19 protein-coding genes and 1 pseudogene are annotated in these 19,669 nt (G+C 71.4%); 16 read left to right on the forward strand and 4 right to left on the reverse strand.

Going from position 1 to position 19,669, the window contains the following annotated elements:
• Nucleotides 1-95: 95 nt before the first annotated feature.
• The gene (locus tag AB0I54_RS27465; RefSeq protein WP_363298817.1) at nucleotides 96-854 is read left to right on the forward strand and encodes an alpha/beta fold hydrolase; all 759 of its coding nucleotides are present in this window, start codon (nucleotides 96-98) and stop codon (nucleotides 852-854) included.
• A gap of 11 nt (nucleotides 855-865) precedes the next feature.
• Here AB0I54_RS27465 and AB0I54_RS27470 read toward each other — a convergent pair whose 3' ends face one another.
• On the reverse strand, nucleotides 866-2,206 hold the full coding sequence (locus AB0I54_RS27470) for a DUF2252 domain-containing protein (RefSeq protein WP_363298818.1): 1,341 nt from the start codon (nucleotides 2,204-2,206) through the stop codon (nucleotides 866-868).
• Nucleotides 2,207-2,401: 195 nt separating this feature from the next.
• Between AB0I54_RS27470 and AB0I54_RS27475 the strand changes: the two genes are divergently transcribed.
• On the forward strand, nucleotides 2,402-3,601 hold the full coding sequence (locus AB0I54_RS27475) for a winged helix DNA-binding domain-containing protein (protein ID WP_363298819.1): 1,200 nt from the start codon (nucleotides 2,402-2,404) through the stop codon (nucleotides 3,599-3,601).
• A 54-nt stretch (nucleotides 3,602-3,655) separates the two neighbouring features.
• On the opposite strand, the gene AB0I54_RS27480 is transcribed toward AB0I54_RS27475, so the two are convergent.
• Nucleotides 3,656-3,970, reverse strand: coding sequence for a hypothetical protein (locus AB0I54_RS27480; protein ID WP_363298820.1), 315 nt, complete (start codon nucleotides 3,968-3,970; stop codon nucleotides 3,656-3,658).
• Nucleotides 3,971-4,205: 235 nt separating this feature from the next.
• On the opposite strand from AB0I54_RS27480, the gene AB0I54_RS27485 reads away from it, so the two are divergent.
• From AB0I54_RS27485 to AB0I54_RS27525, 9 genes and pseudogenes are all read left to right on the forward strand, one after another.
• Nucleotides 4,206-4,574: an arsenate reductase family protein gene (locus AB0I54_RS27485; RefSeq protein ID WP_363298821.1), complete on the forward strand. Its 369-nt coding sequence runs from the start codon at nucleotides 4,206-4,208 to the stop codon at nucleotides 4,572-4,574.
• Nucleotides 4,575-4,694: 120 nt separating this feature from the next.
• Complete coding sequence (locus AB0I54_RS27490) at nucleotides 4,695-5,429, forward strand: hypothetical protein (RefSeq protein WP_363298822.1); 735 nt, start codon at nucleotides 4,695-4,697, stop codon at nucleotides 5,427-5,429.
• Between the two features lie 326 nt (nucleotides 5,430-5,755).
• Nucleotides 5,756-6,784 (forward strand): glutamine synthetase, encoded by a 1,029-nt coding sequence (gene glnII, locus AB0I54_RS27495; RefSeq protein ID WP_363298823.1) that lies wholly within the window; start codon nucleotides 5,756-5,758, stop codon nucleotides 6,782-6,784.
• Nucleotides 6,785-6,884: 100 nt separating this feature from the next.
• Nucleotides 6,885-7,482 (forward strand): annotated as a pseudogene (locus tag AB0I54_RS27500) (hypothetical protein); the annotation flags it as partial.
• A 248-nt stretch (nucleotides 7,483-7,730) separates the two neighbouring features.
• A complete protein-coding gene (locus tag AB0I54_RS27505; protein ID WP_363298824.1) occupies nucleotides 7,731-8,294 on the forward strand; it encodes a winged helix-turn-helix domain-containing protein in 564 nt (187 codons plus the stop codon).
• Nucleotides 8,295-8,354: 60 nt separating this feature from the next.
• Complete coding sequence (locus AB0I54_RS27510) at nucleotides 8,355-9,389, forward strand: NAD-dependent epimerase/dehydratase family protein (protein ID WP_363298825.1); 1,035 nt, start codon at nucleotides 8,355-8,357, stop codon at nucleotides 9,387-9,389.
• Between the two features lie 51 nt (nucleotides 9,390-9,440).
• A complete protein-coding gene (locus tag AB0I54_RS27515) occupies nucleotides 9,441-10,712 on the forward strand; it encodes a sensor domain-containing protein (RefSeq protein WP_363298826.1) in 1,272 nt (423 codons plus the stop codon).
• Nucleotides 10,697-11,350 (forward strand): response regulator transcription factor, encoded by a 654-nt coding sequence (locus tag AB0I54_RS27520; protein WP_363298827.1) that lies wholly within the window; start codon nucleotides 10,697-10,699, stop codon nucleotides 11,348-11,350. Before AB0I54_RS27515 ends, AB0I54_RS27520 begins: the two co-directional genes overlap by 16 nt.
• A 195-nt stretch (nucleotides 11,351-11,545) precedes the next feature.
• Nucleotides 11,546-13,090, forward strand: coding sequence for a DUF1996 domain-containing protein (locus AB0I54_RS27525; RefSeq protein ID WP_363298828.1), 1,545 nt, complete (start codon nucleotides 11,546-11,548; stop codon nucleotides 13,088-13,090).
• A gap of 101 nt (nucleotides 13,091-13,191) precedes the next feature.
• Here AB0I54_RS27525 and AB0I54_RS27530 read toward each other — a convergent pair whose 3' ends face one another.
• Complete coding sequence (locus AB0I54_RS27530; RefSeq protein ID WP_363298829.1) at nucleotides 13,192-13,611, reverse strand: hypothetical protein; 420 nt, start codon at nucleotides 13,609-13,611, stop codon at nucleotides 13,192-13,194.
• 85 nt (nucleotides 13,612-13,696) lie between these two features.
• Between AB0I54_RS27530 and AB0I54_RS27535 the strand changes: the two genes are divergently transcribed.
• The 5 genes from AB0I54_RS27535 (at nucleotide 13,697) to AB0I54_RS27555 (ending at nucleotide 19,295) form a co-directional block, all read left to right on the forward strand.
• Complete coding sequence (locus AB0I54_RS27535) at nucleotides 13,697-14,272, forward strand: tetratricopeptide repeat protein (protein ID WP_363298830.1); 576 nt, start codon at nucleotides 13,697-13,699, stop codon at nucleotides 14,270-14,272.
• Between the two features lie 49 nt (nucleotides 14,273-14,321).
• A complete protein-coding gene (locus AB0I54_RS27540) occupies nucleotides 14,322-16,238 on the forward strand; it encodes a hypothetical protein (RefSeq protein WP_363298831.1) in 1,917 nt (638 codons plus the stop codon).
• A 344-nt stretch (nucleotides 16,239-16,582) separates the two neighbouring features.
• Nucleotides 16,583-17,479, forward strand: coding sequence for a metal-dependent hydrolase (locus AB0I54_RS27545; RefSeq protein ID WP_363298832.1), 897 nt, complete (start codon nucleotides 16,583-16,585; stop codon nucleotides 17,477-17,479).
• A complete protein-coding gene (locus AB0I54_RS27550) occupies nucleotides 17,479-18,528 on the forward strand; it encodes a PDR/VanB family oxidoreductase (RefSeq protein ID WP_363298833.1) in 1,050 nt (349 codons plus the stop codon). Before AB0I54_RS27545 ends, AB0I54_RS27550 begins: the two co-directional genes overlap by 1 nt.
• A gap of 68 nt (nucleotides 18,529-18,596) precedes the next feature.
• Entirely contained in the window at nucleotides 18,597-19,295 is a 699-nt protein-coding gene (locus AB0I54_RS27555) for a TetR/AcrR family transcriptional regulator (protein ID WP_363298834.1), read from the forward strand.
• Here the strand turns inward: AB0I54_RS27555 and AB0I54_RS27560 are convergent.
• Nucleotides 19,292-19,657, reverse strand: coding sequence for an isomerase (locus AB0I54_RS27560; RefSeq protein WP_363298835.1), 366 nt, complete (start codon nucleotides 19,655-19,657; stop codon nucleotides 19,292-19,294). The genes AB0I54_RS27555 and AB0I54_RS27560 overlap by 4 nt on opposite strands.
• Between the last annotated feature and the right edge of the window lie 12 nt (nucleotides 19,658-19,669).

Below are 19,669 nucleotides of genomic sequence, written 5' to 3' on the forward strand. Positions count from 1 at the left end.
GTCCTCCGTTGGCGTCGAAGTGTGGTCGGTGTGCGTCCAGCGTAGGGATGCGGTCACGCGCGGTGCATCTCGATTTCCGTGAGTGAATGGGCGCCATGAACGAACCGGTCTCCTTCACGCACACCCACGACGGTGAACGCCTCAGCGGTCTGTACGGCGGTGATCCCGGGCGGCCCGGCAGGGCCACCGTCGCCCTGCTGCACGGCGCCGGGCGGGGCAGCAAGGAACGACTGCGGCCGCTGCTCTCGGAGTTCGCCGCCCGCGACTGCCGGGGGCTCGCCTTCGACTTCTCCGGTCATGGCGAAAGCACCGGCGCGCTACGGGAGTTGAGCCTGCGACGGCGGTTCGAGCAGGCCGTGTCGGTGCTCGACGCACGGGTGCCCGCGGACGAACCGCTGGTCCTGGTCGGGTTCAGCATGAGCGGACAGACGGTGGCCGACCTCGCCCAGTACTACGGCGATCGGGTCGCGGCGCTGGGCCTGTGCGCCCCCGCGGTCTACGCGCCGGAGGCATGGGACGTACCGTTCGGCGAGGGCGACGGGCGGTTCAGTGGAATCATCCGGACCCCGGACAGCTGGCGCCGCTCACCCGCGCTCGACGCGCTGCGGGCGTACAAGGGGCGCGCCGTGCTCGTGGTGCCGGGCACGGACACGGTCATCCCGCCGGAGGTGACGCAGGCGGTTCAGGAGTCGCTGTCCACCCGGGCCCGGTTCACCCGTCTCGAACTCCCCGACGCCACCCACCAGTTGGGCCTCTGGTTCAGAGACAGTCCGGACGACTGCCGGGAGTTCGCGGACGTGCTGCTGACGGGGCTCGGCGAGCATGCGGCCGCTCTGGTGGAGCGCCATTCCTGACCCGCCCGCGCTCAGACCCCCGGTGCCGCCTGCACCACGCCGGCCGCGATGGCGGCGCCGAGGGCCGCGTGGTCGGTGACGGTCTGGGCGGCGTAGCTCTGCGCGAAGTCGGCGACGGCACGGTCGAAGACATCGGTGGTGCCCAGGTAGCCGGCTATGGCGATACGGTCGCCGGAGCGGGCGTGGGCGCGGGCCAGGGCGGTGCCGCACAGCCCCGCGTACTCGACGAGCCCGGCCGGGGTGATCCCGGCGACGTCGGCCGAGCCCTTCATGTCGCGCAGCTGACGCCAGTAGTAGGCGCGGCCCTGAGGCCCGGTCATCCAGCCCAGGAAGATGTCGCCGGCGGCCTGGAGCAGCCGCTGCCCCGCCACCACTCGGTGCCCCGGATGGATGTACGGCCCACTGGGCAGATGGTCCTCCAGTACGGACTTGGTGGCCTCCTTGATCTGCAGGAACAGGGGGTCGTCGCCGTTCCGTCCGAGGAGCAGCACGATGAAGCAGCGGGTGCCGACGCTGCCGACGCCCACGACCTTGCGGGCGGCGTCGACGAAGCGGTAGCGGTCGAGGAGGACGCGGCGTTCCTCGGCGAGGGTGGAGCGGTAGTCGCTGAAGATCTTGCGCAGGGAGGCCATGTCGGGGGCGCCTGCCGGTTCGAGGAGCGGCGGGACCTGGACGATCCGCGGCTGCCCGTCGACCGTCTCCGTCAGTTTGCCGAGGGCTTGCAGGCTGGTGCGGCGGCGGGCGCGGGTGAGCGTGGACTCCACGCGGCTGCGGCGGCGGGCGGAGCGGGCGATCGCCGGCACGCTCTCGGCCTCGATGCGCTCGTACCAGACCGCGAGTTCGCCGAGCGCGGCGAGCCGCTGCATGGACCCGCGGTAGGCGGCCGCGGCGGCCAGGACCGCCCCGCGGACCTTCGGCTCGGGGAACCCGTTCTCCCGGCCGGCCACCGCCACACTCGCCGCGAGCCGCTTGACGTCCCACTCGAAGGGCCCGGGGAAGGTCTCGTCGAAGTCGTTCAGGTCGAACAGCAGCACCCGCTCCGGGGAGGCGTACACACCGAAGTTGAGCAGATGGGCGTCGCCGCACAGCTGCACGCCGAGCCCGGTGTTCGGCTGCGAGGCGAGATCGGCGGCCATGACGGCGGCCGCGCCGCGCAGGAAGGCGAACGGCGTGGTCGCCATCCGCCCGTAGCGGACCGGCAGCAGCTCCGGCAGCCGGTCCCGCCCCTGCCGCTGCAGTACGGCGACCGGGTCGGGCCGGTCGACGGGCGGGAGCCAGAGGGCGTGGGAGGAGCGGGGGACGCGCTTGCGGGCGGCCTTGCCGCGCTGGGCGCGTTCGGTGGGAGTGGTCATCCGAGCACGGCCTCCCTCTGGTCCCGGCACCTCCTGCACCTTCCGGTCTCTGATTCGAAGTGAAGGCCGTGTGCGGGGGTGACCGCATGTCCAGTAGGCAGAACGGGTGACGGGGACCGGCTGTCAGTGGCGTCGGCGAAGATGCATACAGGACGTGCTGGGCGTGGTGGACGGACTCGACGGGCGGAGGTCGGCATGGGCGGCGGGGCACAGCGGCACATCGGGGCGGCGGAGCGAAGGGTCCGGCTCGCCCTGCGCCACCGGCTGGCCGGTGCGGCACGGGCGGCGGCCCCCGAGGAGGTCGCCGCCTCGCTGGTGGCGCTGCACGGCTCCGACCCGGCGACGGTGTATCTGGCGGTGGGCGCCCGGCTGGCCGACCCGGTGAAGACACTGCCGGAGACGGAGCGGGCGCTGTACGAGGACCGCACGCTGGTGCGGATGCACGGCATGCGGCACACGGTGTTCGTGTTCCCCACGGACCTCACGGCGGTGGTCCACGCGTCGACGGGCCTGACCGTGGCCGCCCGCGAGCGTGCCTCGCTCGTCAAGGACATGGCGAAGGCCGGCGCACCGGACGCGGCCTGGCTGGCGGAGGTCGAGGAGTCGACGCTGGCCGCGCTGGCCCGGCGCGGGCAGGCGACGGCGACGGAACTGGCGGCCGACGAACCGCGCCTGCGGGAGCAGTTCGTGTACGCGGCAGGGAAGAGCTACGAGGGCGTCCACACCGTCTCCACCCGGCTCCTGCGCGTGCTGGGCGTGGAGGGCAAGGTGGTCCGGGGCCGCCCGCTCGGCTCGTGGACCTCCAGCCAGTTCCGCTGGGCGGTGGCCCCCGCACACCCCGAACTGGATGCCGCCGGGGCCCAGGCCGGACTGCTGCGCCGCTGGCTGGCCGCGTGCGGTCCGGCGACGGAGGCCGACCTGAAGTGGTGGACGGGGTGGCGGGTGACGGAGGTCCGCCGGGCGCTGGCCGCGATCGGGGCGGAGGCTGTCTCACTGGACGAGGGCGACACCGGGTACGTCACGGCGGGCGACGCGGAACCGGTGGCGGAACCCGTCGAACCCTGGGCGGCGCTGCTCCCCGCCCTCGACCCGACGGCGATGGGCTGGCAGCAGCGGGACTGGTACCTCGCACCGGAGCTGCGTCGGAGTCTCTTCGACTACAGCGGGAACGTGGGGCCGACCGTCTGGTGGAACGGACGGGTGGTCGGGGGGTGGGCCCAGCGGCCCGACGGCGAGGTCGTCTGGCGGATCCTGGACGCCGAGGGGGTGGGCCGGGAGGGAGAGACGGCGATCGCGGCGCAGGCGGAACATCTGCGCACCGTGCTGAACGGCTCCAGGGTGACCCCACGCTTCCGGACACCGCTGGAGCGGGAGCTGTCGGCGCAGTCGGCCTAGGGGTGCTGTGTCGGCGCCGGGCACCCGGAAACTCAGGGGCACCCGGCGCCGCGGTCACCGCGAATACCGCATGAACGCCCGCACCATGTGGCACGTCGTGTCCGACGGCGGGTGAATGCCGATCAGTTCCGCCGTGCTGCGGATCGTCTCGTTGCGGGCCTGATTGGGGACGTAAACGCCCGAGTCGAGCAGGGCTATGGCGAGGCGCATCGCCTTGAGGCGGCGGTTGTGCATGACGTACCACTCGCGCGGACGGCCCGCCGGCAGCGGGCTCTTCTGGGTCGGCGCGTAGGGCGAGTCGAGCAGGACGGAACGCTTCGCGGTGGACTGGGTGGGCAGCGGCTTCGACTTCAGTGCGGCAGCGGGCACAGGCATCCTCCGGTCGCGGTCAGGACGCCGTCCGGAAACCCCGGCGACATCCTCGAACACTGCTTCCAGTCTACCGGCCCCCACTGACAATCGGCGAGGTCGCAGCCGTACCCAAACTCCCTGGTGGGGAAGGTGATTTCGGGTGCTGCGCAGGGTGCAGCAGAGACATCTGCGAGGTGCCGAGAAAATCGAACAGCGACCTTGCTCCTCAACGGGTTCGCGTACCGTGGGCCGCATGGAAATCTGGATCAATCCCGCCTGCTCCAAGTGCCGCAGCGCCATCAGCCTGCTCGATGCCGAGGGGGCCGAGTACACCGTCCGCCGCTATCTGGAGGACGTACCGAGCGAGGACGAGATCAGGGACGTACTCGACCGCCTCGGCCTCGAACCCTGGGACATCACCCGCACCCAGGAGGCGGCCGCCAAGGAACTGGGCCTCAAGGAGTGGCCGCGGGACGAGACCTCGCGCGACCGCTGGCTCAAGGCGCTCGCCGAGCACCCGAAGCTCATCCAGCGGCCGATCATCACGGCGGACGACGGCACGGCGGTCGTCGGGCGCACGGACGAGGCCGTTCAGGACGCCCTCTCCCGGAACAAGAGCTGAGAAAATCTCAACTCCGATGTGACGCAGGTTACTTCAGCGTTTCCCTGTGACCATTGAGTAACCCCGTTCGGGATCTCGTACATAGCGGCGTACGCTCCCCTACCTCTTCAGGAGGCGCGCATGTCGCGCAGGCGAACCCTCAGCACGAAGAAGAAGGTCGCGCTGCTTGTCAGCGCCGCGGCGGTGGCGGGCGGCGGGGCCTTCGCCATGGCGGCCACGTCGAACGCGGCGCAGAGCCCGCAGAACGCCAAACCCCTGGCCGCCGCCGACTCGAACGTATGCCAGGGGCTGGCCACCGCCCTCGGCAACAACCAGAAGTTCATCGACGGCCAGAAGGCGAACCCGGACGCGCAGTCGGCGGCCCGGATCGCCAACCGCGAGGCGGTCATCGAGCAGATCAAGGTCCAGCAGAAGGCTGCCGGATGCGTCGTTGGGGAGTCGGCTCAGGGCTCTCAGGCGGCGGGCGGTCAGCAGGCCGGACAGCAAGGCGGTCAGCAGACCGCCCCCGCCGGAAACGCGGGGAACGCCGGGAATGCAGGTAACGCAGGTAACGCAGGTAACGCCGGGAACGCGGGAAACAACGCGGGTGGCGCTGCCGCGGGCTCGGGCCAGCAGGTCTGCAACGGCTCCACCGTGACGCTCTCCGGCGAGGGCGGTGCCCCGGCGGCCTCCAGCAACCAGTTCCCGGCGGGGACCACCCTGAAGGTCACCAACCTGGACAACAACAAGTCCACGACGGTGAAGGTCACCTCCGTCTCCGGTAGCTGTGTCCTGCTGAACAACGCGGCCTTCGAGCAGGTCCGCGAGCCCGGCAAGTTCCTCATCCGCCGCGCGGTCATCGAGAAGGTGGGGTGACGCCCGGGCGTCCAGGAACGCGGTGAGGCGGGGCCCGGTCCGGCGCGCATGCGCCGCCTCGGGCTCCCCATCATGCGGGTCACCGGTCACCGGCTTTGACGGAGGGAAAGCCGGTGACCGTCCGGCCGCGCGTCCACATCCCGGCCACCGGGACCTCTCATTGTGAGACGCGACACAGAACCACCAGGTAACACGGGGTTCACATTCGAGCAATGATCGGGAAATCGCCTGTTGACAGGCTCCGGGTATCGACAGCGGCGCCCCAGTGCCGCAGCGCCGCAGCACCCGCAAGTGCGCCTGACCCACCCCCGAAGGATGTGGCCCCCGTGACCTTCAAGGCTGAGTACATCTGGATCGACGGCACCGAGCCGACGGCCAAGCTGCGTTCGAAGACGAAGATCCTCGCGGACGACGCCAAGGGTGCCGAGCTTCCGATCTGGGGCTTCGACGGGTCCTCCACCAGCCAGGCCAAGGGCCACGCCTCGGACCGGGTGCTGAACCCGGTCTTCTCCTGCCCGGACCCGATCCGCGGCGGCGACGACATCCTCGTCCTGTGCGAGGTTCTCGACATCGACATGACCCCGCACTCCTCCAACACGCGTGCCGCGCTGGCCGAGGTGGCCGAGCGCTTCGCCGCGCAGGAGCCGATCTTCGGCATCGAGCAGGAGTACACCTTCTTCGACGGCGCCCGCCCGCTGGGCTTCCCCGAGGGCGGCTTCCCGGCCCCCCAGGGCGGCTACTACTGCGGTGTCGGCGCCGACGAGATCTTCGGCCGTGACATCGTCGAGGCCCACCTGGACAACTGCCTGAAGGCGGGCCTGGGCATCTCCGGCATCAACGCCGAGGTCATGCCCGGCCAGTGGGAGTTCCAGGTCGGCCCGCTGTCCCCGCTGGTGGTCGCCGACCAGCTGTGGGTGGCCCGCTGGCTGCTCTACCGCACCGCCGAGGACTTCGGCATCTCCGCCACGCTCGACCCCAAGCCGGTCAAGGGCGACTGGAACGGCGCCGGCGCGCACACGAACTTCTCCACCAAGGCGATGCGCGAGGGCTACGACGCGATCATCACCGCGTGCGAGTCGCTCGGCGAGGGCTCCAAGCCGCTCGACCACGTCAAGAACTACGGCGCCGGCATCGACGACCGGCTGACTGGTCTGCACGAGACCGCCCCGTGGAACGAGTACTCCTACGGCGTCTCGAACCGCGGCGCCTCGGTCCGTATCCCGTGGCAGGTCGAGAAGGACGGCAAGGGCTACATCGAGGACCGCCGTCCGAACGCCAACGTCGACCCGTACGTGGTCACGCGGCTGCTCGTCGACACGTGCTGCTCCGCGCTGGAGAAGGCCGGCCAGGTCTGATCCCCGCTGTCGCTCCGAGGGGGCGCCCACCGTTCGCGGTGGGCGCCCCCCTCGCGTTGTCGGTGGGGCGTGGAATGGTGGAGGCATGGAGATCGACGAGGACATCCCGCATGTCTTCGCTCAGGTCTGGCACGAGAGGCGCGGGGCCTACTGGCTGGAACACCGCCTCGGTGAGGACCGGTTCTTCGGCACGAACCTCAAGGACGGCCGGGTGGCGGACCTGCTGAAAAGGTCGAGGAGCGCGTACGGCTGCGGCTGCGGCTGCGCTGCGGGTACGACACCCGCAGGACGCTGGCCGAGATCGCCGAGGACTACCTGGTCGACGGGGACGAGCGCCCGGTGTCGGGAGCGCAGGCCCGGGGCGCTCGCGTTCGGGGCGCTGGAGGAGGCCGGCATCACGGCCCGCGAGAACTTCACCTGCTGCCGGGGCTGCAGCCTGTCGGAGACAGGGGGCCTAACGGGAGGGCGCGTGCGGCTTCGTCTTCTTCCACCAGCAGGTCACGGACGGCGCCGCCGAGGGGTGCGGACTGAGCCTGTACTACGGCGGGTTCGACGGCTCGGCCGAGACCACGACGGCCGTCGGTCACGAGGTCGTGGCCGCCCTCTCCGGCGCCGGGTTGTCCACCGAGTGGGACGGCAGCCCGGACAGCGCGATCGATGTCACACCACTGACCTGGCACAAACGTCTGGTGGGCTGAGACGAGGGCTCCTGCCGGAGGCCGGTGTCTGCTTCAATGGGGGCATGGCCAGCTTCCGGAAGTGCAGCGCGACGGGTCGCCATGACCTTGAGCCCTTCTGGCCCTCCCGTCAGCACCACGACTTCGACCGGGTGTGTTGCCGCGCGATGAACGCGCCGGCCCTCTGAAGCCGTACACCCAGGTCTTCGGCCGGCGCGAGACGACGTACGTCCCTCGACGAACTTCTCGCGCGAAAGAGCTGACCTCTCATGACGACCACTCGTTCTCTCTCCTCCGCCTCCACCCTGACCTCCCCCGCCCGTCAGCGGCTGCGTGCCGTCGACCGGGACGAGGTGGCCCGGATCACGGACCTCCTGCCGCCGGGCGCCACCTGGCTGCCCGCGCCGCAGCACACCCTGCCCGCTCAGCCCGGCCGCCCGGCGATGGTCGGCTATCTGGTGCTGGTCCCGGCGGACGACCAGCCGCCGTTCCCGCCGGTCGCGGTGCCGGACCGGCCCGACCCGGCGTCCGACGGCGGCGAGCCGCTCGTGCGCATCGACACCGTGCAGCGCACCGCACAGGTCGGAGGGCGCGAACTCGACCTCACCTACCTGGAGTTCGAGCTGCTCGCACATCTGGTGGCGCACCCGGGCCGGGTGCACACGCGCGACCAGCTGGTCAGCACCGTGTGGGGCTACGGCCACATCGGTGACGGGCGCACGGTCGACGTCCACATCGCCCGGCTGCGCCGCAAGCTCGGCGCCGAGCACCGCAAGGCGATCCAGACGATCCGGCGCGTCGGCTACAAGTACACACCGCCGACCGGGGGCTGACCGTCTGCTGACAGCAGAGCACCGTTCCGATCCGCGGCCCCGGCGGGCAGAGTCACCGGCATGAGAATGCTGATGCTGGGTGGTACGGAGTTCGCGGGACGGGCCGTCGTGGAGGCGGCGCTCGGGCGCGGCTGGGACGTCACCGTCCTCAACCGGGGACGGCACGAGCCCCTGCCGGGGACAAGGGCGTTGCGCGGCGACCGCACCCGCTCCGATGGGCTCGCCGCCCTGGCCGAGGGCGAGTGGGAGGTCGTCGTGGACACCTGGTCGCGGGCGCCGCGCGCGGTGCGGGATGCGGCGCGGCTGCTGCGGGACCGCGCCGAGCGGTATGTGTACGTGTCGAGCTGCTCGGTGTACGCGTGGGCCCCGCCCGCCGGGTACACCGAGGACGCGTCGCTGGTCGAGGGCGCCTCGGCCGACGCGGAGCAGACCGACTACGCGCGGGACAAGCGGGGCGGCGAACTGGCCGCGCTGGACGCCTTCGGCGCGGACCGCTCAGTGCTCGTGCGGGCGGGGCTGATCCTCGGGCCGTACGAGAACATCGGCCGTCTGCCCTGGTGGCTGTCCCGGATCGCGCGGGGTGGTCCCGTGCTGGCACCCGGCCCGCGGAACCTGCCCCTGCAGTACGTCGACGTCCGCGACCTCGCCGAGTGGATCCTCGACGCGGCCGCTGCGGGGCTGAGCGGGCCGTACAACCTGATCAGCCCGCAGGGGCACGCCACGATGGGTGAGCTGCTCGACGCGTGCGTGACCGCGACCGGCGGGCGCGCCGAGCTGCGCTGGGCCGATCCGGACGTCGTGCTCGAAGCGGGCATCCAGCCGTGGACCCAGCTGCCCGTGTGGGTGCCGCCGGGGAGCGACGAGCACGACGCCCTGCACGGCGCGGACGTCTCCCGGGCCGTCGAGGCGGGCCTGCGCTGCCGGCCCGTGACGGAAACCGTGGCCGACACCTGGAGCTGGCTGCGGTCCATCGGCGGCACCGCACCGCAACGCCCGGACCGCCCGCCGGTGGGGCTGGATCCGGAGGTGGAGGCGAAGGTGCTCGCGGCCGTCCGGGGTGCAGAAGTCCGGGGTGTATCTGACACCACCACCTGACCGGGTTCCGGGCCCAGTGACCCGCGCCCGGGGGTCGGCGAGACTGACGCCATGAACACCGACACGAAGAGCGGCGGCGCCGGCGGGCGCACCCGGGAAGTGGTGCTGGCCGCCGTACGGGGATTCGTGCTGGCCCTGGTGATGCTGCCCGTCGCCGTGCTCGTCTTCACGCTGGCCGTCGTCTCCATCGCGACGATCCCGATCGGCATCGGCATCGTCACGACCCCCTATGTCCTGGGCGGTGTGCGGGACTTCGCGGACGTACGGCGGCGGCTCGCGGCCGAGTGGTGCGGGGTGCGGATCCCGTCGGCGTACCTCCCGATACCTCAGGACGCCAACCTCTGGGCGCGTTGCTTCGGGATGCTCCGCGACCCGCAGGTCCGGCGGGACCTGCGGTGGCTGCTGGTGGACATGACGGCGGGCTACCTCACGGCGCTGCTTCCGGCCGTCCTGCTCCTCTACCCCTTCGAGGGGTTCGCGGTGGCGGCCGGGCTGTGGCGGGTGCTCGCCGACGGCCAGACCTACTGGTACGGCTTCGTGCCGGTCACCGACCAGCCGACCGCGCTCGGCGCGGGAGCCACCGCCGCGGTCCTCCTGGTCGCCGCCTACCGTCTCGCCCCGCGCCTGCTCGTCGTCCACTTCCGGCTCACCCGGGCCGTACTCGGCGCCGATCAGGGCAAACTCGCCGAGCGCGTCCGGGTGTTGACCGAGACCCGGCGTGACGCGGTGGACACCTCGGCCGCCGAACTGCGCCGTATCGAGCGGGATCTGCACGACGGGGCGCAGGCCCGGCTGGTCGCCATGGGCATGGATCTCGGCACCATCGAAATGCTCCTCGACAAGGACCCGGCCAAGGCGAAGCAACTCCTCGCCCAGGCCCGGCAGTCCTCCGCCGACGCACTCAGCGAGCTGCGCGACCTGGTCCGCGGCATCCATCCGCCGGTGCTCGCCGAACGCGGACTGGGCGACGCCGTACGGGCGTTGGCGCTGCGCCTGCCGCTGCCCACCGAGGTGACCGTCGAGCTGCCCGGCCGTGCGGACGCGCCGGTGGAGTCGGCGGCGTACTTCGCGGTCAGCGAGGTGCTCACCAACGCGGTCAAGCACTCCGGTGCCGACCGGATCTGGGTCGACCTCCACCACGGCGACGGCATGCTGCGGATCGCGGTCACCGACAACGGCAAGGGCGGCGCCGAGGCGGGAGCCGGTTCCGGGCTCTCCGGAGTCGAGCGGCGACTGGGTACATTCGACGGCGTCCTGGCCGTCAGCAGCCCTGCGGGCGGTCCCACCATGGTGACCATGGAGATTCCGTGCGCGTTGTCCTAGCCGAAGACCTGTTCCTGCTCCGGGACGGGCTCGTCCGGCTGCTGGAGGCCTACGACTTCGAGATCGCGGCGGCCGTGGAGTCCGGACCCGAGCTCGCCCGCGCGCTGGCCGAGCTGGAGCCGGACGTGGCGGTGGTCGACGTACGGCTGCCGCCCACCCACACCGACGAGGGCCTGCAGTGCGCCCTCAGGGCCCGGCGGGACCGGCCCGGACTTCCGGTGCTGGTCCTCTCGCAGCACGTGGAGCAGCTGTATGCACGCGAGCTGCTGGCCGACGGCAGCGGCGGGGTGGGGTATCTGCTGAAGGACCGGGTGTTCGACGCGGAGCAGTTCGTGGACGCCGTACGACGGGTGGCGGCGGGCGGTACGGCCATGGATCCGCAGGTGATCCAGCAGCTGCTGGCCCGGCGGTCCGCCGACGACCATCCGCTCGGCAGACTCACTCCCAGGGAGCGGGAGGTCCTGGAGCTGATGGCGCAGGGCCGGTCGAACGCGGCGATCGCCGCGCAACTCGTCGTCACGGAACGGGCGATCGCCAAACACACCTCCAACATCTTCACCAAACTGGGACTGGAGGTGTCGGACGACGACAATAGGCGCGTCCTGGCAGTCCTGGCCCATCTGGACCGGGACCGCTGACGTTCCGCGAGTTCTCCACCAATTTTTTGTAACTCCTGCTGTTCAAGGGGCTGTTGGGGCCCGATCGACGGCCATTCCTCTGATGAATTTGTGAGGCGGCTGAACACGCCCGGGACGCCGTCCGTATGGATGGAAGCAGCTTCACTCCTGTCGGGCGCCTCAACGCTGCCCCGCCAAGGAAGTCAGAGGAGTTCCATGGGACGCAACACACGCAAACGCCGTACGCCGCTGGCCACCAAGGCCATTGCCGCATCGGCGGCCCTAGCGCTCGGTGGGGGCGGGCTGATCTGGGCGAACTTTTACGCATCCGCGCACGAGTCGAGCAACTCGGCGCAGAACCAGACCAAGGCCGCAGCCGCGCAGGTGGCGACGATCTCCTGCCCGGACGTCGGCCAGAAGCTGACGAACGTACCGAACGCGGCCCGCAGCGGTGTGGCCGCGGAGCTGGCGAACCTCGACAAGCAGATCACCGAGGCCTATGCCCGGCTCGCTTCCACGCGTCAGGCGCAGACGAACGACCCGAGCTTCGTGCAGAACGCGATCGTCAGCCCGCTGAAGTCGAAGCGGACCGCCACGATCGACCGGATCAGGATCGACATCCAGCGGGTGGGCGGCCAGTTCAACAACGCGCTCTCCCAGCTCGCCGCCTGTACGACGCAGACCGCCAACCAGACCAACGCCGGCGGCCAGGCCAACACCGGCCAGCAGCAGAACGGCGGCCAGGCCCAGACCGGCGGGCAGGCCCAGACCGGCGGCCAGGCGAACAACGGTGGTCAGCAGCAGAACGGCGGGCAGGCGCAGAACGTCGGCGGACAGGCCGGCAACGGCCCGGTGGCGGCCGACTTCGTGGACATCACGAAGGTCGCGGCGAACGTCCAGGGCAAGCCGCAGAACGGCGCCAACGCCTCGACCGGTACGTTCACCACCCGGTGCGGTGTGAACGCGAACAAGAACCACAACACCGACAACGTGATCGTGGCGCCCGGCGTGGCCAACGGCGCGCACCACCTGCACGACTACGTCGGCAACCAGAAGGTCAACGCGTTCTCCAGCAACAACACGTTCCTGCAGGCCGGCACCAGCTGCCAGAACCAGAACGACCTGTCGTCGTACTACTGGCCCGTGGTCCGCGTCCAGGACGGCACGCAGGACTTCGACCAGAACGCGGACGGCGGCGGCAAGGAAGGCAACGTCGGCAAGATCCTGACGCCGGTCCAGGCGCAGATCAAGTACGTCGGCAGCCCGGCCAGCAAGGTCGTCGCGATGCCGCAGTTCCTGCGCATCATCACCGGTGACGCCAAGACCACCACCAACGGTCTGGCCAACGCCAACGCGCACTGGAGCTGCACCGGCTTCGAGAACAAGGTCCAGCTGACCACGCAGTACCCGATCTGCCCGCAGGGCAGCAAGGTGGTCCGCACGTTCGCCTTCCAGAGCTGCTGGGACGGCCAGAACATCGACAGCGCCAACCACCGCACGCACGTGGCCTTCGCCGACCCGGCCAGCGGCGTCTGCGGCAACGGCTTCAAGGCGATCCCGCAGCTGACGATGCGCCTGGTGTACAACATCACCCCGCCGACCATCCAGAACGGCCAGGTGAAGAACGCCTACGCGGTCGACGGCTTCCCGGAGCAGCTCCACAAGCCGGCCACCGACCACGACGACTTCATCAGCGTCACGAAGAACAACCTGGCGAACAAGATCGCCAACTGCATCAACAACGGTCAGCGGTGCGGATGATCCCCTGAGGTGGGCCACCTCGGTGGCCCACCGAAGAAGGCCGGTGGCGGGTCCCTCCCGCCACCGGCCTTCGCCGTTGTCCGCGCCCGGCGCGCGGGCCGTCAGCCGCTGTGCGAACCGTGGGAGCCGTGGTCGGTGCCGATCTCCACCTCGCCGCCGAGCGTGCCGCGCAGCGCCTTGACCACCCCGTCGTCGCCGACGGCCACCCACTTGCGGCCCACGAGGTAGTAACCGCCGTAGTCCTTGGCGTCGTTGATCCACTCGCGCTGGCCGCGGTCGGTGGCGAAGGTGGCGAGGATGAACTTGCCGTCGGTGTTCTTGCAGATGGCCTGGCGGATCTCATCGGCGTCCGTCTGCATGTTCGGCTTGCACCTCACCTCGGCGGCCAGGCTCTCCAGGCTGCCGGTGGCCGTCGTCGGCACGGCGTCCGCCGCGCCCTTGCCGCCGCCGGAGCCGCACCCCGCCAGCAGCAGCGCGGCCGCGGCGCCCGTCACGGCGAGCATCGGTCGGGTCAACCTCATCTGTTCCTCCGGTCCTGATGGGCGTAAGCATGCCGCAGAGAGCCCTCGCGAGGGGCCCCGCCCCTCGATACGGGCGCCGGGGGCGATGCGCTCAAATCGAGTGCCGCCGCACGCACACTCGTGCGAGGGTGTGCCGGTGAACCGAGACTGGGAAGATCGTGTGACCGCGGCCTGGGCCACCTTCGACGGCTACGCGGAGGAGACCGCGTCCGTCAGCAGCTCCGCTGCGGGGCCCGGCTTCCGGGCCGTGATCGACGCGCTCGTCGCCGAACTGCCCGAGGACAGCCCCCTGGGCCCGTTCGAGCGGGCCTGCGCCTGGGACTCGACCGGTCACTCGGACAAGGCGGCACCGCTGTACCGCGAGGCACTCGCCCGCGGGCTGAGCGGCTACAAGGGCCGCCGGGCGAAGATCCAGCTGTCCAGCTCGCTCAGGAACATCGGGCGGGCGGAGGAGGGCGTCGAGCTGCTCACGCCCGAACTGGACGCCCCCTCGGACGAGTTGGACGACGCGGTGCGCGCCTGTCTGGCCCTGTGCCTGTCCAGCCTCGGCCGCGACCGCGAGGGGCTGTCCCTGGTCCTCGGTGCCCTCGCTCCCCATCTGCCGCGCTACCAGCGGTCGATGGCCAACTACGCGCGGGCGCTGGTCGAGCCGGAGGACTGAGCGAGCCGGGGGCAGGTGACCAACCAACGGCTCGCTCGTTCTGAAGGACGTGCAGTCACAGGATGTAGCCCCGCGTCACGCACCCCACTCCGCCAAAGGCCCCGGCCCGGTCGTCGACGTCGAGCAGGCCGAGGCCGCGCTCGTCGAGCACTACCCGCGCCTGGTCCGGCTCGCCTATCTGGTGCTGCCGCCGGGCCTCGGCCGAGGCCGCCGCGTCCTGACCGCGCACGCCCTCACCCAGCGCGCGCTGCCCCGGGGCCGCGCCTCGGCCGCCGCGATCCCGGCCCAGTCGACGGGCCGTGACACGGACCCCGGCTACGCCTTCGTCCGCCTCCAGGTGGTGCGTTCGGCCCTGAAGGCCACCCGGACGCGGGGCCGCGGGATGTGGCGGCTGCCGCCGCTGCTGCCCCAGGTCTGGGGCCTGCGCCTGTTCCCGCGCTCGGGCGGCGCCGACGAACTCGCCCTGGACCAGCGCCTTGCGACCCTGTCCGGCCCGGCCCGTGCCGCGTATGTGCTGCGCGGTCTGGAGCGGCTCGCCGACGGCGACGTACACCAACTGCTGGCGGCCGCCGGGGCCGAGGACCCGGACGAGGCGCTGCTGGAGGCCGACGACGTCCCCGCGCACCACGGGCTGCTCGCCTCCCCCGAGTTCGACCCCTGCTCGCTGCAGGCCCGGCCCACCGACCTGATGCGGCGCAGGCAGCACACCAAGGCCGCGCTCGCCGCCGCGACCGCCCTCGCGGTGTGCGGCGCCCTGGTCGTCCTGCCGGGCGGCGGCTGGGGCCCCGACGGTGCCGCCGCCCCCGCCTACGCCCAGAACCCGGCGGCCGAGGCCGCCCTCGACCCTGGCCGGCTGACCAGGGTCGCGCCCACTGCCTGGAAGACCTCGGCGCGCGCCGACTTCTCCGTCTGGCCCGCGCGCGGCCCCCTCACCGGCGACACCGCCCTGCTGCGCCGCGCCCTCGCCGTCTGGGCCCGCCCCGGGGAGACGGTCCGTGTCTCGGCGACCCCCGGCACCCAGACCGGCGGCCCGGCCGGACCGCCCCAGCTGCTGTACGCGGGCGATGTCGACAACGCCCGCGTGGTGATCCTCTACGACGGCCTGCGCATCGCCCGTTACGCGGAGCCGAAGGACGGCACCCAGGGCGCGGCCCTCGACCTCGCCCGTGCCGACGGCGCGACCGGCGTCGGGGCGAGCGCGCTGGTGCTGGGCCGCGCCGACGGCAACGTCCGCTATCTGACGGCCCCTTGGGTGAAGGCGGCCGCCGAGCGGGACCTGACGAAGCCCGGCGCGGGCGCGATGGACCTCGGTCTGACCGACGGTGTCACCGGCCCGCTGGCCGGCCCGGCCATGCAGCCCGGCGCGTGCACGTCGTGGAACGTACTGCAACTGACCGACGCCTCCGGCACCCAGCTCACCACCGACCTCGGCGAACTGGTCCCCGCCCACCTCACCACGGGCCGGCCGGGCAAGCCGCACGAGGCGAACGGGGCGGAGGCGCTGCGCACCTGGGCGCCGTTCGCCTGCTCGCTGTCCGCCGAGCGCGCGGCGGGGATCAGGAGCGTCAACGCCTGGGCGTTCGCCGATCAGACACTGCCCGAGGACGGCGGGACGGCCAGGTGGGTGTGCACCCGCGCCGAGACCTGGCGGGGCGACGGAACGGCGGCGCTGGCCCAGTTCCACACACCGGGCGGGCGTTACGGGGCGGTGGCGGCCAGGGCGACGGACGTGACGGCGTGCGGCGCGCGTGATCCGCATGTGCTGGCCGGGGTGTTGTGGAAGTCCCACGCGGGGACGTGGTACCTGCTGGCCGCGGGCGGCAGGGACACCGCGTCGATCCGCACGACCGGCGGGGTCACCGCCGCCGGCCGGGGCAGCACACTGGCCGTACCGGCGAAGCAGGGCACCCAGGCACAGCTGTCGGGCACCCTCGACGACGGGTCCGCGCTGCACGGTCTGCGCTAGCCGGCGGATAGGGGGTGTCGTTTGGATCAGGTCGGCCGTGACGAACGGTGCCGTTCAGCCGACCCGAGTGGGGTCATGGGGGTGCCCCCTGGTCGAGCGAAGCCGAGAGCTTGGGGGAGCGTGCAGCTGCAAGGCGGAGGAGGGCGTCGACGCGATGGGGGTCCCCCCTGTTCGAGCGCAGTCGAGAACTTGGGGGAGTCGGCAACCGACGACAACGCCGCAGATGCACGTGCCAGGGCCCGCGACGCTGGCATGATCCAAACGACACCCCCTAGCTGACACTTCTGTCAACAAGTAGGCGCACCAGGGTTCCCCTCGGACTTACCCGCCAGTACATTGACGCCATGTCTAACACGCAGGCCCGGCCGGTGGAGTCCGAGCGGATACCGCTCAAGGCCCGCAAGGTGTCCTTCTCCTGGGAGGGCACCCCGCTGCACTGGGTGCCCGGGGACCCGTTCGCCACGCACACCATGAACGTGCTGCACCTGCTGCTGCCCGCCGGTGAGCGGTGGTTCGTGCACGTCTACAAGCAGGTGCTGCCGCTCATCCGGGACGACCGGCTCCGCGAGGACGTCATCGGGTTCATCGGCCAGGAGGCCATGCACTCCCAGGCCCATGACGAGGTGCTGCCGCACCTCAAGGAGCTGGGCCTCGACCCGACGCCCTACACCGCGCAGGTCGACTGGTTCTTCGAGAAGCTGCTCGGCGACCGCACCCTGCCGCCGGGCCGGGCCCGCAAGTGGTGGCTGCTGGAGCGCGTGGCACTCATCGCGGCCATCGAGCACTACACGGCCTTCCTCGGCGACTGGGTCCTGAACGCAGACGAACTGGACCGGCGCCAGGCCGATCCGACCATGCTGGACCTGCTGCGCTGGCACGGCGCCGAGGAGGTCGAGCACCGCTCCGTCGCCTTCGACCTGTTCATGCACGTCGACGGAAGCTACCGGCGCCGGGCGCGCACCTGGGCGACGGCCTTCACCGCGCTGGTGTTCCTGTGGCAGCGCGGGGCCCGCTTCTTCATGGAGAACGACCCCACGCTGCTCGACGGCAAGGCCTCCTTCAAGGACTTCTATCTCAGCGGCCGGCGCGGCACCCTGCCCGCGACCGGCGACATGCTCAAGTCCATCCCCCGCTACCTCAGCCGGACCTACCACCCCTCGCAGGAGGGCTGCACCGCACAGGCCGTCGCCTATCTGGCCTCCTCCCCCGCGGCACAGGCCGCCGAGAAGGGAGCGTCCTGATGCCGAGGCTGCGGACCGTCGTCGTCCTCGCGGGCGCCGCGCTGCTGGCCAGACGGGCCCTGCGGCGCCGGGTCCAGGACTCCCCGCTGTGGCCGCTGCCCGCCCTCGACCCGCCGATCTCCGGCCGGCCGCGGTCGCGGGCCCTGCGGCTGCTGGTGACCTCGCACGAGACGGTGGCCGACGGGGTCGTACGACTGCGTCTGGAGGGACGGGCGCTGCCCCGCTGGGAGCCGGGCGCCCATCTCGACCTGGTGCTGCCGTCCGGTCTCGTGCGGCAGTACTCGCTGTGCGGGGACCCCGAGGACACCTCCTCGTACACGGTCGCCACCCGGCTGGTCCCGGACGGCCGGGGCGGCTCCCGCGAGGTCCACGAGCAGCTTGCCGAGGGCATGGAGCTGGAGGTGCGCGGGCCGCGCAACCGCTTCCCGCTCGTCGAGGCGCCCTCGTACGTCTTCGTCGTCGGCGGCATCGGGATCACCCCGGTCCTGCCGATGCTGCGGGCCCTGCCGGAGAACGCCGAGTGGCGGCTGCTGTACGGCGGGCGGTCGCGGGCCTCGATGCCGTTCCTGGAGGAGGTCGAGAAGGTCGCCGGAGACCGGCTGACCGTGGTCGCCGAGGACGAGGAGGGGCGGCCGGACCTGGACGCGCTGTTCGCGGACGTGCCCGAGGGAGCCGCCGTGTACTGCTGCGGGCCCGAGGGACTCATGGCGGCGGTCGAGGAACGGCTCCCGGCAGGCGCCACGCTCCACCTGGAGCGGTTCGCGCCGCGCGCGTCCTTCGCCGGCGACGCGGAGTTCGAGCTCGAACTCAGGCGCAGCGGACGGACGTTGACCGTCCGGGCCGACTCCACCGTGCTGGCCGCCGTGCGCAAGGAGCTGCCCGAAACGGCGTACTCCTGCGAGCAGGGTTTCTGCGGGACCTGCCAACAGCGGGTGCTGGAGGGCGAGGTGGAGCACCGGGACGAGCTGCTCACGGACGCGGAACGGGCCGACTCGATGCTGATCTGTGTCTCGCGTGCGCGAAGTGAGCGTCTCGTGCTGGACATGTGACGGTTCCATGCGAACGCAACGACCGGTCCGGCCCGTCACGGGCCGGATCCGATCGGTAAGGTGTTCGCATGACTACCGGGGTTCGCCGCAGAATGGGAGTGGAGGAGCGACGGCAGCAGTTGATCGGCGTCGCCCTCGAACTGTTCAGCCGCCGCTCGCCCGACGAGGTCTCGATCGACGAGATAGCCTCGGCGGCGGGTATCTCACGCCCGCTGGTCTATCACTACTTTCCCGGCAAACTCAGTCTGTACGAGGCCGCGTTGAAGCGTGCGGCGGAGGACCTGGCGGGCCGGTTCGTCGAACCGCAGGAGGGCCCGCTGGGCCGCCGGCTGCTGCGCGTGATGCGCCGCTTCTTCGACTTCGTGGACGAGCACGGGCCGGGTTTCTCGGCCCTGATGCGCGGCGGCCCGGCAGTCGGCTCGTCCGCCACGAACGCGCTCATCGACTCCGTACGACAGGCCGCGTACGAACAGATCCTTTCGCATCTGCGCGTCACCGATCCGCCCGCGCGACTGGAACTGGTCATACGGTCCTGGATCTCGCTCACCGAGTCGACGGCCCTGATCTGGCTGGACGGCCGGCGCATCCCGCGTGCCGAGCTGGAGGTCCAGCTCGTGCACGACTTCGCCGCGCTGGCCGCGGTGAGCGCCGCCAACGACGACGAGATGGCGGCCCTGCTGCGCGACATGGTCAAGGAAGAGCCGGCCGACGGTCCGTTCACGGACCTGGTCGGCCGGCTCATGTCCCTCGCGTCCCAGCCGTCCTAGCCCTCGAACTTCCGGTAGGACGGATCCAGGTCGCGCACCTCGGCGGAGGCGTGCAGGGTGACTCCGTCCTCCGGCTCCACGTGCCTCCGGATCAGTTCGAGCACGGTCTCCGTCAGCCTCGCCTTCGTCTCGTCGCTGCGCCCGGCGAGGAGCCCGATGGTCACGTGCACGATGGCGTGCGCGTTCGCCTCGGGGTCCGCGTATCCGAACGCACAGTCGTCGCTGTACCGGAACAGCGTCTTGCACGCCTCCGGCTTCGCCGCGGCGATCTCGACGGTCGCCTCGTGCAGCGCCCGCCCGAAACCGTCCAGGTCGAAGGTGTCTTCCACCGGGTGCGAGTAGTCGACGGTGATCTGCGGCATGGCCACTCCTGT

Origin of the sequence: Streptomyces sp. NPDC050625, assembly GCF_040654755.1 — a bacterium.
GTDB lineage: Bacteria > Actinomycetota > Actinomycetes > Streptomycetales > Streptomycetaceae > Streptomyces.